Raw genomic sequence first — 15802 nt, forward strand, 5'->3', positions numbered from 1 at the left:
TTATTAAAAAATGCCTCAAAGAACTATTTTGTTCTTTGAGGCATTTTATTTACATTCACATTGTCAATATTAAATCGCTGAATGGAAGTCATTTGATTTAGGTGGAGAAGCAGCTTTTTTCATAAGCACTTCCCATAAGTGTACGGATTTTTTCCATTCTGCTGCGGCTTGTCCTTTTTGATATATAGCATTCTCATAACTGAAAGTAAGTTGTTGCATATCATTCGAGTTGTAAAGTGTATCAACATGGAGAGCATATTCTCGGAATGTTTGACTCTCATCTCGTCTTATACCAATTCGCGCAAATTGTTTTAGGAGAGAATCGTAAGCTTTTGTATAAACGGCATCATCTTTTCGATATTTATAGAAATGAATGATAAAAAACGTAATCCATTTCATTCTAGTGATGAATAGAATGTAGCCTATAATACTAATCGGTATTGTAGAAAGGAATACGTACCACCAAGAAAATCCATTTTTAGAATTTGGAATCTTTTTAGTAGAAGCTTCTTCTGTATCTTCTATTAAACTTTTGAGCTTTGCTTCATTGTTTCGTTGTTGTATTGGTTCGTTATTAGAATTATATACTTCGTTATTTTGTAAAGTAGGAGCAGGAGTATTATTTATAAAATTATAGGGATTCGTAAATCCTTTTGTCGGTTCGAATGGAATCCATCCGTATCCAGGGAAATATACTTCGACCCAAGAGTGTGCGTTATCGTTCGCGATTTTATAAACATCCTCACCTTCAGCACCCACCAGCGTATTATCAAGAGTTCCTTCTGTATAACCTTTTACCCAGCGAGCGGGAATTCCAGCAGAACGAAGTAACACGATCATAGATGTCGAGAAATTATTACAGTAGCCGCTTTTTGTATCGAAAAGAAATTGATCTACATAATCTTGGTTTTTGGCAGGGAATGAGACATTCGTTGTTTCATATATAAAAGAATGGTCGGTGAAATAGTTTTCAATAGCTAATACTTTATCGTATCGGGTGTCTTTATCCTTTGTTAGACTACTAGCTAAGTCTCTTACTCGCTGCGGTAATGATTTGGGAAGTTGCGTGTACTTTGTCATGAAATAAGGATTTGTTTCTTGACCTTCATTCGTTTTTACAGCTTTTAAGTTTTCTATGGAAAACTCCGGGACCTCATACGTTACTTTATAAGAATGTAAAGTAGTAGAAGAGTCTCCGTCCATCGTATAGATTTTTTCTGAAAATGGGTCAACGCTGTATGATACATCGGAAGAAGCCTCAACTGATACTAACCCTGCTGGATAGGTAAGGTGCGGATACCTTTTTTGCATGGTGATTGTTGCCTTAGTTGTCTCTGTTTTTGTATTTTGTTCGTACCAACTCACGACGTCGTTTTTATTTTTAAAAGTAACCTTCTTTTGATTTTCAGAAACTTCCCAACCTTTTCCGGTATAAAAATCTTTCGTTTCTACTCTCCAATATTGTTTGTTTTGCGTTGCTGCTGTAAAAACAATTGTAGGATCTGCTTTAAAAGGACCACCTAATCGTGAGTCATCTAAACCATACCCAATTTTAGAAACTTCTTGCTGTTTACTTGCTTCGGATGTGTTGAATTGTAAAAAATCCATTGGGTTTGGCCATTGAGGACCAAATTTTGGAGCGAGGTATGCGATGGTTGCTGATAATACAATAAATATTGTAATAGGTCTAAGTAATTTTGAGATTTCTCTAGCATAATTTTGTAAGTGTTCACTCTCTTTTATTCGTTCTATGCGAAGAAGACTAAGCATAAAAAAGCCGATGACAACAGTACGAATAATAGCGTAGTTTGCATTGTATAAATGTAAGTTATGAAAAATTGTGATATAAATAATAGTCAATATAAGAAATAACAATCCACGCTTTTTATGAATCAACCAAAAAGAGATGAAAGCACTCAAAAACCAAAATGATAGAAAAAATAAAACGGTTGGAAAAACAGGAGAAATATCTAGCAAATTCCCCTGGAATAACAGGGAGGAATTTCGAGAAATATCAGTAAAAAATGTCGTTAGCCAAGATGGATTTATAAAAATATTTTTATAATATAGGAGATGAATGATGAATAAAATCGTCACGATCTTTATCGGAATCTGCCACTTTGTTTGAAAAAAAGAGAGTGTGAAGCAAATTCCTATAAATATTACAAAAATATCTAATCTACCTACGTTTGTAATACCTATAAGGGGTCGTATCCATTCTAGTAAAAGTAGAAATGCGCATGCATGCATGAAGAATCTAGTCATATCCCATTGTTTTTTTGTCTGTAATGTTATCATTTGCTCACCTCAAAAAACACGTTTGTATATCGGTTTTCATAAACCACATTTACAAATATTTTTCGTTTTTGTAGAGTTTCTAATATATTTAGTTCTCGATGTGAGAGCTGATTCGGTTTTTCTTTCACGACAAAAACTAGTAATTTTCTATTTTGTATAGCGGCATAGTCAGCTGCCTTTTGAATATCGGGAGAAAGATCGCTTGTCACGAGTATAATTGTTACGGGCTCATAAACTTTTCTTAATTCCATTTCTACACTCCGGGAGAGCGGGAATACACTGTCCGCTTGTACTTTCGCTAAATGACAAAAGATTTGCTGCAACTGACTATCTCCATTGTCTAAAGGGAAAAAAGTTCGTTCTTTTCCGACAGACACAAATGACGCTGGTGAATTTTGCTTCAATACAGCCCTGACAATAGAGGCAGTAAATGTGACGACTGATTCGAATAGAGGAGACTCAGTTCTGTCTATGAATATCATAATATTATGGCTGCGCTGTTGTTCAAACTCTTTCGTCATAATGTTGTTTGTTCTTGCAGTTGCTTTCCAATCAATCCATGAAAAGCGGTCACCAGGTTTATAGTCTCTCACACCGACAGAAATGGTAGAGTCTTTTGTGAAATTTATATTTGCTGAGAGCGCTCCTTGCTCGAAATGGTTTTCCAATTGCTGATACGTTATATCTACATACTGAGGATAGACTAAAAATGTATCCGGAACTGAAAAAGTTACTTCTTTCTCCATCATACCGAATAGATCACCAGTTTTGACGCGTATGCTTGAAAAAGTGTGCTCTCCTCTAGGGATTGTGTCAATTGCATATTGAAACGAAAAATTTCGTTTTAATCCTGGAAAGAGTATTGTTTTATTCATCTTTGTTTGTCTACAACTTGTAAGGTGTGGTGGCAGTTCATCTTCTATAACTAAATAAAGTAAGGGGAAAGGAAATTTTCTTTTTATTGTAATCGTGCTTACAAATCGTTCTCCTGCTACATAATCGTTTTGATTTGTTATTCTTTTTACTTCAGCACCCCGTAAAGCGTAGAAGGGGAATAATAGTGAATAAAGGCCAATAGGAACCATACTGTAAAATAAAAACCAACTTACAAATCCTCCTTGAAGCATAGCGTACACAAATGTTAACACTAGGCATAAAGGGATTAGTAATAACTTCAAAACGTGATATAGTGTTCGTAGCATGCGTTTCATCAAAGGTTCATCTTCCTTTGAGTCGGCACGGTAGTTCGCGCAACGATTTTTGAAATAACTTGTTCCCCTGTTATTCCTTCAAATTTTGCTTCCATTTTTAGAATGAGTCTGTGAGCTAACACGTAAGGAGCTAAAAATTTAACATCGTCTGGAATAACATAATTTCTGCCATGGATGAATGCATAAGCTTGTGAAGCTTTCATTAAAGCAATCGAGCCACGTGGACTTGCACCTAGTTGTATAGAACTATAAGAGCGAGTTTGACTAACAAGCTTTACAATGTAATGCTTGATTGCTTTGTCCATGCTTATTTCCCGTGCGCTTTGTTGCAAATAAAGTAATTCTTCTATTGTAGTAATAGCTTGTAAAAGGGAGAGGGGATTTGTTTTTTCCATCCGGTTTAAAACTTCAAATTCTTCTTCTGGTGAAGGATATCCCATTTTTAGCTTCAATAAGAAACGATCGAGCTGGGCTTCTGGTAAAGGATATGTTCCCTCATATTCGACTGGATTTTGTGTAGCCATTACAAAGAATGGTTTTGGTAACGGTCTTGTCATACCATCTATTGTAATATTGCCTTCTTCCATACTTTCAAGTAAGGCAGATTGTGTTTTGGGAGATGTACGATTAATTTCATCAGCAAGTATAAAATTCCCCATGATTGGTCCAGGCTTGAACTCGAATTGGAGCTCTTTCGGATTGTAAATAGAAACACCTGTTACATCTGACGGTAGTAAATCAGGTGTGAATTGAATTCGCTTGTAATCAGCATCAATAGATTTAGAAAGAGCGCGTACTAACATTGTTTTCCCAACGCCAGGAACATCTTCTAATAGTACATGACCTTCAGCTAAGAGAGCTGTCAAAGCTAAAATCGTTTCTTTTCTTTTTCCGACCATTATTTTTTCAATATTGTTCATTATTTTTTCTATAATGGGATGTAATGAATCAAGTTGGTGCATCGTAATCCTCCTAATGTTATTATCGTTTTCTAATCTATTTAGTGGAAAATAGAACGTACCTCTCTATGTGCGAGTATAAAACTATTACCTTTAATTCTAAGAATATTCAGATTATTTATTCTGATTACATCTAGTATAATTGTTTCAGTAACTAAGGGCAATATGGTAAATAATGATTTCTAGTTTTATAGATGCATTCAAATGGCTGTTTCCTATATTTATAAAGAAAAACGTAGGAGTTTCTCCTACGTTTTTCTTTTGCAAAATAGTCAATACCTCAAAATACTATTCTTCTATTAATCAAGATTTACTATAAATCTTCATAACAAAACAAAAGGTCTTCTCACAAACTTATTTTCTACTGAATTTTTGACAATCTCTTGAACTGTGCGAAATGTCACATCTGTATTTTACAACCTCTCTTATAGTAAGGGTATGTAAGAGAGACGTATTAAAGGAGTGAACAGTATGAAGAAGAAACCTTCAGCACTAATGAGACGTTTAAAATATTTTTCACCAATAGATCGTTATAACGATAATCATACACAAGAAACATATGAAGATCGTGAATGGGAAAATGTGTATAGAAAGCGTTGGCAGCATGATAAAGTAATTCGTTCTACACATGGTGTGAACTGTACTGGTTCATGTAGTTGGAACATTTATGTGAAAGATGGAATTGTAACTTGGGAAGGACAGGAGCTTAACTATCCAACAACAGGTCCAGATATGCCTGACTTTGAACCACGAGGGTGTCCACGTGGAGCGAGTTTTTCTTGGTACATTTATAGTCCACTTCGTGTGAAATATCCGTATGTACGTGGTGTTCTTTGGAGTATGTGGCTAGAGGAATTACAAAATAATGGGTCACCATTAGATGCTTGGAAAAGCATTGTGGAAAACCCTGAAAAAGCACGCAAGTATAAGCAGGCACGTGGTAAAGGGGGATTCGTTCGTGCGAATTGGGATGAAGTGTTACAACTCGTTTCAGCTTCATTATTATATACAGTAATGAAATACGGTCCAGACCGAAATGTTGGCTTTTCACCAATTCCAGCTATGTCGATGTTAAGTCATGCTGCAGGCAGCCGCTTTATGCAACTTATGGGTGGACCGATGCTTAGTTTCTATGATTGGTACGCAGATTTACCACCAGCTTCTCCGCAAATTTGGGGTGATCAAACAGATGTACCAGAAAGTAGTGACTGGTATAACTCTGGTTACATTATGACATGGGGTTCAAATGTACCGATGACAAGAACACCAGACGCACACTTTTTAGCGGAGGTTCGATATAAAGGAACGAAAGTCGTTTCTGTCAGTCCTGATTTTGCTGAGTCAACAAAGTTTGCGGATGATTGGATTAGTGTGAAACAAGGTACAGACGGTGCACTTGCGATGGCAATGGGGCACGTGATCTTACAAGAATTTTACGTAGATAATCAAGTGGAATACTTCACAAAGTATGCGAAGCAATATACTGATTTTCCTTTCTTCGTTACATTGAAACAAAAAGGAGACCAATTCGTTGCGGATCGATTCTTAAATGCTTCTGATATTGGACGCGAAACAAAGTTAGGAGAATGGAAACCTGTACTTTGGAACGAGAACACGAATGATTTTGCAACACCTCATGGCACAATGGGGTCACGTTGGGATAACGAAAAGAAATGGAATTTACGTTTAGAAGATGAAGAAACAGGCGAAAAGATTGATCCACGTCTTTCTGTACTTGGAATGGAAGATCATGTTGGAACTGTACAAATCCCGTACTTCTCTGATAATGGAAACAAAGTATTAGAACGTACAATTCCAGTGAAAAAGGTTATGACAGAAGAGGGCGAAGTGTTCGTTACTACTGTATATGACTTAACGTTAGCAAATTACGGTGTGAACCGAGGGCTTGGTGGACAAGAGCCGAAAGACTTCAATGATGACGTGCCGTTTACACCTGCATGGCAAGAGAAAATGACAGGAGTAAAACGTGAGCTTATTATTCAAATCGCTCGTGAGTTCGCACAAAATGCTGTTGATACGAATGGTCGCTCAATGATTATTGTCGGGGCTGGTATTAACCATTGGTTTAACTCTGATACAATTTATCGCGCCGTTTTAAATCTTGTACTTCTCGTTGGAGCACAAGGTGTAAACGGCGGTGGCTGGGCGCATTACGTTGGGCAAGAAAAATTACGACCAGCAGAAGGATGGCAAACAATCGCAATGGCAAAAGATTGGCAAGGGCCACCGAAATTACAAAACGGTACATCTTTCTTCTATTTCGTAACAGATCAATGGCGCTATGAAGATACACCAGTGGGACATTTAGCATCACCAGTCGAAGGCAACTCTCGTTATCAACATCACGGTGATTACAACGTATTAGCGGCGCGACTTGGCTGGTTACCTTCTTATCCGACATTTGAGAAAAATGGAATTGAACTATATAAAGAAGCTGTTGCTGCTGGTGCAACAACACAAGAAGAAATCGGAAAATATGTTGCACAAAAATTAAAAGAAAAAGAACTAAAATTTGCGATTGAAGATCCAGATAACAAAAATAACTTCCCGCGCAACTTATTCGTTTGGCGTGCAAACTTAATTTCAAGTTCTGGTAAAGGACACGAATATTTCTTAAAACATTTATTAGGTACAACGAACGGATTAATGAATGATGATAGTGATTCATTACGACCAGAAGAAATGAAATGGCATGAAGAAGCGCCAGAAGGGAAGCTTGATTTGCTCATTAATTTAGATTTCCGTATGGCTGGAACAGCGCTTTATTCTGATATCGTCTTACCGGCTTCAACTTGGTATGAAAAACACGATTTAAGCAGTACAGATATGCATCCATTTGTACATCCATTTAATCCGGCAATCGGTTCGCCATGGGAAGCACGTTCTGACTGGGATATTTTCACTTCACTTTCTAAAGCTGTGTCAGATTTAGCAGAGAAAATTGATCTTGAACCAATGAAAGAAGTTGTTGCAACACCACTTCTTCATGATACACCGCAAGAATTAGCACAACCACTTGGTAAGATTAAAGATTGGAGCAAAGGTGAGTGTGAACCAATACCAGGTAAAACGATGCCGCAAATTCATGTTGTCGAAAGGGATTATAAAACGATTTATGACAAAATGACAGCACTTGGACCAAATGCCGGGAAACAACCGATTGGTACGAAAGGAATTTCTTGGTCGGCAGAAAAAGAGTATGAGCAATTAAAAAGCCGATTAGGAGTTGTTCGAACAGATTCTATTGCGAAAGGTTGTCCAAACATAAAAGAAGCAATCAATGCTGCTGAAGCGGTATTAACGCTTTCTTCTACAACAAATGGTCATATGGCTGTAAAAGCATGGGAAGCACTTGAAAAACAAACAGATTTAAAATTACGTGATTTAGCAGAAGAACGTGAAGAAGAATGCTTCACATTTGAACAAATTACAGCGCAGCCAAAAACAGTAATTACTTCTCCAGCCTTTACAGGTTCTGAAAAAGGTGGGCGCCGTTACTCACCATTTACAACAAATGTAGAACGTCTCATCCCTTGGAGAACAATCACTGGACGACAATCTTTCTATTTAGATCATGACATGATGAAAGAATTTGGTGAAACGATGGCAACATTTAAACCAATTCTGCAACATAAACCGTTCCGTAAATCACGACCTGAAGTAGAAGGGAAAGAGATTACACTAAACTATTTAACACCGCATAATAAGTGGTCCATTCATAGTATGTACTTTGATTCATTACCGATGTTAACGCTATTTAGAGGTGGTCCAACTGTTTGGATGAATAAAGAAGATGCTGAAGAAGCTGGTGTTGCAGATAATGATTGGATTGAGTGCTTTAACCGTAACGGTGTTGTTGTAGCACGTGCAGTTGTAACGCACCGTATACCGAGAGGAATGGCGTTTATGCACCATGCGCAAGATCGCCACATTAACGTACCTGGAACGAAATTAACAAGTAATCGCGGGGGAACGCATAATAGTCCAACTCGAATTCACGTAAAACCGACACATATGATTGGTGGATACGGTCAATTAAGTTATGGATTTAACTATTATGGTCCAACTGGGAACCAGCGCGATTTAAACGTTGTAATTCGCAAACTGAAGGAGGTAGATTGGCTTGAAGATTAAAGCACAAGTCGGAATGGTAATGAACCTAGATAAATGCATCGGCTGCCATACTTGTAGCGTAACGTGCAAAAACACCTGGACAAATCGTCCAGGTGCTGAATATATGTATTTCAATAACGTAGAAACGAAACCTGGCATTGGTTATCCGAAGCAATGGGAAGATCAGGAGAAATATAAAGGTGGCTGGGAATTGAAAAATGGTGAAATTCAGCTGAAATCCGGTTCGAAAATGAAGCGCCTTATGAATATTTTCCACAATCCAGATCAACCAACAATTGATGATTACTTTGAACCGTGGAACTATGATTATGAAACGTTAACAAATAGTCCGCAGCGTAAGCATCAGCCAGTTGCTCGTCCGAAATCAGCAATTACAGGCGAATTTATCGACAAAATTGAATGGGGTCCAAACTGGGAAGATGATTTAGCTGGTGGACATATAACAGGATTACAAGATCCGAACGTAAAGAAAATGGAAGAAGAAATTAAAACCGATTTTGAAAATGTCTTTATGATGTATTTACCACGCATATGCGAACATTGTATGAATCCATCTTGCGTATCGTCTTGTCCATCTGGTGCGATGTATAAACGGGAAGAAGATGGGATTGTTCTTGTGGATCAAAACGCATGTCGTGCATGGAGATTCTGCGTATCGTCTTGCCCATATAAAAAAGTGTACTTTAATTGGCAAACGAATAAAGCGGAAAAATGTACAATGTGTTTCCCACGTATTGAAGCTGGTATGCCAACAATTTGTTCGGAAACATGTGTAGGACGTATCAGATATATTGGGGTAATGCTATATGACGCTGACAAAGTAAAAGAAGCGGCTTCTGTTGAGAATGAAAAAGATTTATATGAATCTCAGCTTACTGTTTTCCTAGATCCAAATGATCCTGAAGTAGCAGCTGAAGCGAAAAAACAAGGCATTCCTGAAGAGTGGATTAAAGCGGCACAACAGTCACCAATCTATAAAATGATTATCGATTGGAAAATTGCTCTACCACTTCACCCAGAGTATCGTACAATGCCAATGGTTTGGTATATCCCACCGCTTAGCCCAATTATGAATATGGTGGAAGGGAAAGGTAGTAACTGGCAAGCAGAAGAGATTTTCCCTGCTATCGATAATATGCGTATTCCAATTCAATATTTAGCGAATCTACTCACTGCAGGAGATGAATCACACATTCGACTTACATTGAAAAAAATGGCTGTTATGCGAACGCATATGAGAGCACTGCAAATTAATAAAGAACCAAATGAAGCTGTATTAAAAGAACTTGGTTTAACGAAACAGGATGTAGAAGATATGTATCGTCTTCTTGCCATTGCAAAATATAAAGATCGCTTCGTCATCCCGACATCTCACCGTGAACAAGTGGCAGATTTATATAGCGAACAAGGAAGCTGTGGTTTATCATTCACAGGTGGTCCAGGCTCTTGTATGACAATTTCTTAAATAAAGGGGCAGAAAATTATGAGACAAAGTTTACAAACTGCTTTTTCTTGTTCTTCATTCCTTCTCTCTTACCCGGAACTTGGGTGGAGAGAAGCTTTAACTGAATTACTAGAAGAGATTGAAGCGATTGAACAAGAAGACGTTAAAGCATCACTTACAACATTTATAAAACAAGCACTACATAAAACGAACGATCAACTTATTGATAGTTACGTATATACATTTGATTTTGGTAAGAAGACAAATATGTATTTAACGTATATGAACACCGGTGAACAAAGAGAAAGAGGTATTGAATTACTAGAGTTAAAACAGCACTATAAAAAATCTGGTTTTGAAGTAACAGATAAAGAACTACCTGATTACTTACCGCTATTACTCGAGTTTTTTGCAAATGCAAATGAGCAAGACAGTGAACCAATTATGAGTAAATACAAGGAGAATATACAAGCATTACACGTTCAGTTAAAAGAAGCAGATAGTATGTATGAACCAATTCTTTCGGCTGTTTTACTTGCTATCGATACATGGGGTGTACAGACAAATTAGAAAGGAGAGTTGTCAAAATGATGGATCAATTTCTATGGGTATTGTTTCCCTATATCATTTTTGCAATCTTTATCGGTGGACATATTTTCAGATACAACTATGATCAATTTGGTTGGACATCAAAATCTAGTGAACTATTAGAAAAGAAAATGCTCCGAATCGGAAGTATATTATTCCACTTTGGGATTATGTTCGTAATTGGCGGGCATGTTATGGGGATTTTAATTCCAGAAGCTGTATACCGTTCCATAGGTATTTCTGAGCATATGTATCATGTAGTAGCAATTAGTTTTGGGCTTCCAGCAGGGGTTGCTTCAATCATCGGTTTAATTATATTAACGTACCGCCGCGTAACGGTAAAACGTATCATTGCAACGAGTACAAAGGGAGATTATATTGCGCTTATTCTATTACTTATCGTAATGCTAGCAGGACTTTCTTCAACGTTTTTAAATATCGACTCAAAAGGATTTGATTATCGTACAACGATCGGTCCATGGTTCCGAAGCCTCTTCGTTTTTCAACCGAAAGTTGATTATATGAAGGAAGTACCTGTATGGTTTAAAATTCATATTCTTGCGGGAATGGGGCTTTTCGCAGTATGGCCATTTACTAGACTGGTACACGTATTTAGTGCCCCAATTAAATATGTAAGCCGTAGCTATGTAATTTACAGAAGACGTATTCCAAATGAATTGAAAAAATAAATTAGTTTTATATGTTTCGTAATTTATAAGGAAAGCCGAGATCTAATTGGAGACCTCGGCTTTCCTTATAGGTATAAGTACCTAAATAAGACGCTAATCAATACTACAAACAGAAGCAGAACAATCTTCACAAGCAATTTCACATTTTAAAAATTGTAAATCGTGTATTGTAATCTTTCCTTTATGAATAGAAATTGTACCTTGCTTTTTTAATTCATTTAACATTCGATTTACACTTTCACGTGAAGTTGCACAGAAATTAGCAAGTTCTTGATTCGTTAACGGTAAATCGATGAGAATACCATTTTCCTTTAAAACACCATAACTATTTGTCATTCGTATGAGAGTAGAATATAAGGCACCTTTTTTGCCGTGTAATACTAAATCTCGGAACTTCGTTTGCATTCTTCTTAAATGTTCACTAATCCATTTCATAAATTCAAATACAAGAGCTGGTTTTTGGAGTAATTCTTTTTCTAACGCTTCACGCTTTATAACGCCTACTTCAACATCTTCAAGGCATTTTGAATTTAATAAATACTTCGCATTATCCGTGAACAATGTTAATTCTCCAATAATGTCGTATGCCGAACAAATTCGAAGTGTTAGTTCTTGTCCGTCAGCACTAAGTTTACTAATTTGTACTTTTCCTGAGTGGATGATATAGAGTTCGGTTGCCTCCATACCTTCTTGAAAAATAAAACTACCTTTTTTTATCTGCATTTTATATTCAACAGATGCAAGTAATTCTTTTAAATCTTGAGATAATGTCATACTGTTTGCCACAGCAATCACCTTTCTTCTTATAAGCAATACATTTCCTATTTTGAGTGTAAATATGATGAAAATGCAAGAGCTATTTTAAAAATAATGTAAAATTTCAATGACCGTAAGGAGTATGGCCTGAAGATGTGAACAAAATGCGAACGGATTTGTGAAAAGTTTTTGAATGGGGAAAGTGATGTGAGAAAAGTCACATTGAATATGTAGCTTCTTTTTTATAATAAAGGCAAATAAAAAAATGAAAGCTTACTAAGGATTGCAGCAGAAAAGAAGGGATATAGATGCACGAGAACATGAAAGATTCTTTAAAGCGACCACTTCAAGATTTACGCATTTCAGTTATTGATCGTTGTAATTTTAGGTGCACATATTGTATGCCTGCTGAAGTGTTCGGACCTGATTATGCTTTTTTACAGGAAGAGTGTTTATTAACGTTTGATGAAATAGAAAGGTTAGCGAGATTATTTATAAGTATGGGAGTTAATAAAATTAGGCTTACTGGCGGTGAACCGTTATTGCGTAAAGACTTACCGAAGTTAATTGGAAGACTTGCAAAGCTAGAAGGCTTAAAAGATATTGGGCTCACAACAAACGGAATTCATTTAGCAAAACAAGCTAAGGCGCTAAAAGAAGCAGGATTAAAGCGTGTAAATATTAGTTTAGATGCAATAGAGGATTGTGTCTTCCAAAAAATTAATGGAAGACATGTAAGTACGAAACCTGTACTGAAAGGAATTGAAGCAGCGAAGGAAGCTGGATTAGAAGTAAAGGTAAATATGGTCGTAAAAAAAGGGATGAATGATAGTCAAATTCTTCCTATGGCTCAGTATTTTAAAGAACAAGAAATACAGTTACGTTTCATTGAGTTTATGGATGTAGGCAGTACGAACGGATGGAACTTTGAACAAGTCGTTACGAAGGAACAATTAATAGAGAAAATTAATCGTGTATATCCAATTGAACCTGTTAAACCTCGTTACTTTGGAGAAGTTGCGAAATTGTATCGATATGTAGGGAGCGATGCAGAAGTTGGATTTATTACTTCAGTATCTGAGTCATTTTGTTCTTCTTGTACGAGAGCTCGTATTTCGGCAGACGGTAAGTTTTTTACGTGTCTATTTGGAACGAAAGGAACAGACTTACGAACGCTTCTTAGAGAAAATATTTCGGATGCTTCACTACTACAAATTCTCAAACATACATGGGAGTTTAGAACAGATCGATATTCAGATGAAAGAACGGCGGAAAGCACAAATAAACGTCAAAAAGTTGAAATGTCTTACATTGGCGGATAGTGAAAGGAGGTTTTCCTATGCAAGAGCGATATTCAAGACAAGTATTGTTTTCTGGAATAGGTGAAATGGGACAAAGAAAAATAAGAGAAAAGCAAGTGCTCCTAATCGGTGCGGGTGCACTAGGCGCTGCGAATGCAGAAGCGCTCGTTAGGATGGGAATTGGGAAATTGACAATTGCCGATCGTGACTATGTCGAATGGAGTAATTTACAGCGGCAACAGTTATATACAGAAGAAGATGCAAAACAATGCAAACCAAAAGCAATTGCAGCGGCAGAACATGTAAGAAGGATTAATTCTGAGGTGGAAATTGTACCAGTTGTAACGGATGTCACAATGAAAGAAATGGAAGAGTTAACGAAAGAAGTGGATCTCATATTAGATGCGACTGACAACTTTGATACGCGTCTACTTATAAATGATATTTCACAAAAAGAAAATATACCTTGGATATATGGTGGATGCATTGGAAGTTACGGTGTAACGTACACAATTCTTCCAGGAAAAACACCATGTTTTCGCTGCTTAATGGATCATCCGATGGGCGGTGCAACATGTGATACAGCGGGAATTATTCAGCCAGCTGTACAGATGGTTGTTGCTCACCAAGTGACAGAAGCAATGAAAATATTGGTGGATGATTTCGAGACGCTACGAGGAACAATGTTATCATTTGATATTTGGAACAATCAATTTCTCTCATTAAAAGTAAATAAACAGAAAAAAAGTACATGTCCATCTTGCGGAAATACACGTACGTACCCAAGTTTAACATTTGAATCACAGGTGAAAACGGAGGTGCTATGCGGGCGGAATACAGTTCAAATCCGTTCAGGAATAAAGAGAAATCTTAATTTAACCGAAATTCAAAGACAATTACAAAAAAGTGTACATGTTCAAAAAACACCTTACTTACTATCATTTCTAATTGATGAATATCGTTTCGTTTTATTTACAGACGGTAGGGCATTTATTCATGGAACAAATGATGTGAAAATGGCAAAACGACTATATGCAAAATATATAGGATGAACAGAGAGAGTTTCTCCTTATTAAAACGAGGTGAAAAAGAATGTTAGCAAAACGTATACCGATTCCAGTGGCAGAAGCAGTTGCACGAGTAATGAAATATGCTCATCAAGGTGAAACAGAAGAGGTTTCTCTTATAGAAAGTTACGGTAGAACGCTTGGAGAAGATGTTATTGCAGATCATGATGTCCCACATTTTGATCGCTCTCCGTACGACGGATTTGCGATTCGAGCGGAAGACACAAAAGAAGCTAGTAGCAGTAATCCCATTCAGTTTGAAGTGATTGGCGAAATTGGAGCAGGGTTTGTTTTTACAGAAGAAGTGAAAGCATTTCAAGCTGTCCGTATTATGACAGGAGCCGCAATTCCGAAAGGGTGTAATGCGGTTGTGATGTTGGAGATAACGGAAGGGTTTGAAGAAAACGAAAAGACTTATATGGTATTAAAACGGTCTTTCTCTCCTGGTGATAACATTTCTTTTAAAGGAGAAGATGTAAAACAAAATAGCACCCTTGTGAAAAAAGGGACTGTTATTAATCCTGGAGTTGCAGCACTTCTTGCTACGTTTGGTTATAGTTCCGTACATGTTGTAAAACAGCCGATTATTGGAATTGTAACGACGGGTAGTGAACTGCTTGAAGTACATGAACAATTAAAGCCAGGGAAGATTCGAAATAGTAACTCCTATATGATAGCTGCGCAAATTGAACGAGCGGGCGGAGTTGTACGGTATTATGGACAATTCATTGACGATTTTGAGACGTGTTATAACAATGTGAAAAAGGCGATAAAAGAAGTTGATATTTTAATTACGACTGGTGGCGTTTCAGTAGGAGACTATGACTATTTGCCTGCTATTTATGAGAGATTACAAGCTAATGTACTTTTTAACAAAATAGCGATGCGACCAGGAAGTGTGACAACTGTAGCTGAGGTAGAAGGAAAACTACTATTTAGTTTATCTGGTAATCCTTCAGCTTGTTATGTCGGTTGTGAATTATATGTTAGACCAGTCATTGGAACATACTTGCATAGAAAAGATTCGCACGTATTTCGTGCAGAGGCAATTTTACAAAAAGACTTTCCGAAAGCAAATCCGTTTACTCGATTTGTAAGAGGGAGAGTAGAAATTGTAGATGGTCAATTACAAGTTACACCAGTTGGTTTAGATAAATCTAGCGCAATTTCTTCACTTGCAGAAGCGAATGCATTTATCGTTTTGCCAGGGGGAACGAGAGGATTTAAAGCTGGAATTACTGTTTCGGTACTGTTATTAGAATCAACCAACGGAAGTGAATGGCCATGGAAAGAATTGCTTCGTTCATACAAATAATAGAAAAATAGGTTGCTAA

11 protein-coding genes are annotated in these 15802 nt (G+C 37.0%); 7 read left to right on the top strand and 4 right to left on the bottom strand.

Annotation, left to right across the window (positions count from 1 at the left end):
- Positions 1–69: 69 nt before the first annotated feature.
- The 3 genes from ACTFR9_RS03190 to ACTFR9_RS03200 are packed head-to-tail and all read right to left on the bottom strand — an operon-like array spanning position 70 to position 4471.
- The gene (locus ACTFR9_RS03190) at positions 70–2298 is read right to left on the bottom strand and encodes a transglutaminase TgpA family protein (protein ID WP_229136376.1); all 2229 of its coding nucleotides are present in this window, start codon (positions 2296–2298) and stop codon (positions 70–72) included.
- Complete coding sequence (locus ACTFR9_RS03195; RefSeq protein ID WP_229136375.1) at positions 2295–3509, bottom strand: DUF58 domain-containing protein; 1215 nt, start codon at positions 3507–3509, stop codon at positions 2295–2297. Before ACTFR9_RS03195 ends, ACTFR9_RS03190 begins: the two co-directional genes overlap by 4 nt.
- Positions 3509–4471, bottom strand: a complete 963-nt coding sequence (locus ACTFR9_RS03200) for an AAA family ATPase (RefSeq protein WP_071742409.1) — start codon at positions 4469–4471, stop codon at positions 3509–3511. Before ACTFR9_RS03200 ends, ACTFR9_RS03195 begins: the two co-directional genes overlap by 1 nt.
- Positions 4472–4939: 468 nt before the next feature.
- Between ACTFR9_RS03200 and ACTFR9_RS03205 the strand changes: the two genes are divergently transcribed.
- Genes ACTFR9_RS03205 through narI form a run of 4 tightly spaced genes read left to right on the top strand, consistent with a single transcriptional unit; the run spans position 4940 to position 11344 of the window.
- Positions 4940–8623, top strand: a complete 3684-nt coding sequence (locus tag ACTFR9_RS03205; protein ID WP_000729080.1) for a nitrate reductase subunit alpha — start codon at positions 4940–4942, stop codon at positions 8621–8623.
- Positions 8613–10088, top strand: a complete 1476-nt coding sequence (gene narH / locus ACTFR9_RS03210; RefSeq protein WP_000692687.1) for a nitrate reductase subunit beta — start codon at positions 8613–8615, stop codon at positions 10086–10088. Before ACTFR9_RS03205 ends, narH begins: the two co-directional genes overlap by 11 nt.
- An 18-nt stretch (positions 10089–10106) precedes the next feature.
- A complete protein-coding gene (narJ, locus tag ACTFR9_RS03215) occupies positions 10107–10637 on the top strand; it encodes a nitrate reductase molybdenum cofactor assembly chaperone (protein WP_001249920.1) in 531 nt (176 codons plus the stop codon).
- 17 nt (positions 10638–10654) lie between these two features.
- Positions 10655–11344 (top strand): respiratory nitrate reductase subunit gamma, encoded by a 690-nt coding sequence (narI, locus tag ACTFR9_RS03220; protein WP_000969201.1) that lies wholly within the window; start codon positions 10655–10657, stop codon positions 11342–11344.
- 93 nt (positions 11345–11437) lie between these two features.
- Here the strand turns inward: narI and ACTFR9_RS03225 are convergent, their stop codons facing one another.
- Entirely contained in the window at positions 11438–12130 is a 693-nt protein-coding gene (locus ACTFR9_RS03225; protein WP_000013859.1) for a Crp/Fnr family transcriptional regulator, read from the bottom strand.
- Between the two features lie 278 nt (positions 12131–12408).
- Here ACTFR9_RS03225 and moaA point away from each other — a divergent pair, with 278 nt between their 5' ends.
- The 3 genes from moaA to ACTFR9_RS03240 are packed head-to-tail and all read left to right on the top strand — an operon-like array spanning position 12409 to position 15783.
- The gene (moaA, locus tag ACTFR9_RS03230; RefSeq protein WP_000545026.1) at positions 12409–13422 is read left to right on the top strand and encodes a GTP 3',8-cyclase MoaA; all 1014 of its coding nucleotides are present in this window, start codon (positions 12409–12411) and stop codon (positions 13420–13422) included.
- A 17-nt stretch (positions 13423–13439) separates the two neighbouring features.
- Entirely contained in the window at positions 13440–14453 is a 1014-nt protein-coding gene (locus tag ACTFR9_RS03235; protein WP_229136374.1) for a molybdopterin-synthase adenylyltransferase MoeB, read from the top strand.
- 40 nt (positions 14454–14493) lie between these two features.
- Positions 14494–15783, top strand: a complete 1290-nt coding sequence (locus ACTFR9_RS03240; protein ID WP_229136373.1) for a molybdopterin molybdotransferase MoeA — start codon at positions 14494–14496, stop codon at positions 15781–15783.
- Positions 15784–15802: the final 19 nt, after the last annotated feature.

Origin of the sequence: Bacillus cereus group sp. MYBK222-1 (assembly GCF_051916425.1) — a bacterium.
GTDB classification, from domain to species: domain Bacteria; phylum Bacillota; class Bacilli; order Bacillales; family Bacillaceae_G; genus Bacillus_A; species Bacillus_A paranthracis.

What these genes read in the sequence shown, in the direction of transcription:
- ACTFR9_RS03190 (WP_229136376.1), bottom strand. Translation starts at nt 2,298, where the DNA reads ATGATAACATTACAGACAAAAAAACAATGGGATATGACTAGATTCTTC.
- ACTFR9_RS03195 (WP_229136375.1), bottom strand. Translation starts at nt 3,509, where the DNA reads ATGAAACGCATGCTACGAACACTATATCACGTTTTGAAGTTATTACTA.
- ACTFR9_RS03200 (WP_071742409.1), bottom strand. Translation starts at nt 4,471, where the DNA reads ATGCACCAACTTGATTCATTACATCCCATTATAGAAAAAATAATGAAC.
- ACTFR9_RS03205 (WP_000729080.1), top strand. Translation starts at nt 4,940, where the DNA reads ATGAAGAAGAAACCTTCAGCACTAATGAGACGTTTAAAATATTTTTCA.
- narJ (WP_001249920.1), top strand. Translation starts at nt 10,107, where the DNA reads ATGAGACAAAGTTTACAAACTGCTTTTTCTTGTTCTTCATTCCTTCTC.
- narI (WP_000969201.1), top strand. Translation starts at nt 10,655, where the DNA reads ATGATGGATCAATTTCTATGGGTATTGTTTCCCTATATCATTTTTGCA.
- moaA (WP_000545026.1), top strand. Translation starts at nt 12,409, where the DNA reads ATGCACGAGAACATGAAAGATTCTTTAAAGCGACCACTTCAAGATTTA.
- ACTFR9_RS03235 (WP_229136374.1), top strand. Translation starts at nt 13,440, where the DNA reads ATGCAAGAGCGATATTCAAGACAAGTATTGTTTTCTGGAATAGGTGAA.
- ACTFR9_RS03240 (WP_229136373.1), top strand. Translation starts at nt 14,494, where the DNA reads ATGTTAGCAAAACGTATACCGATTCCAGTGGCAGAAGCAGTTGCACGA.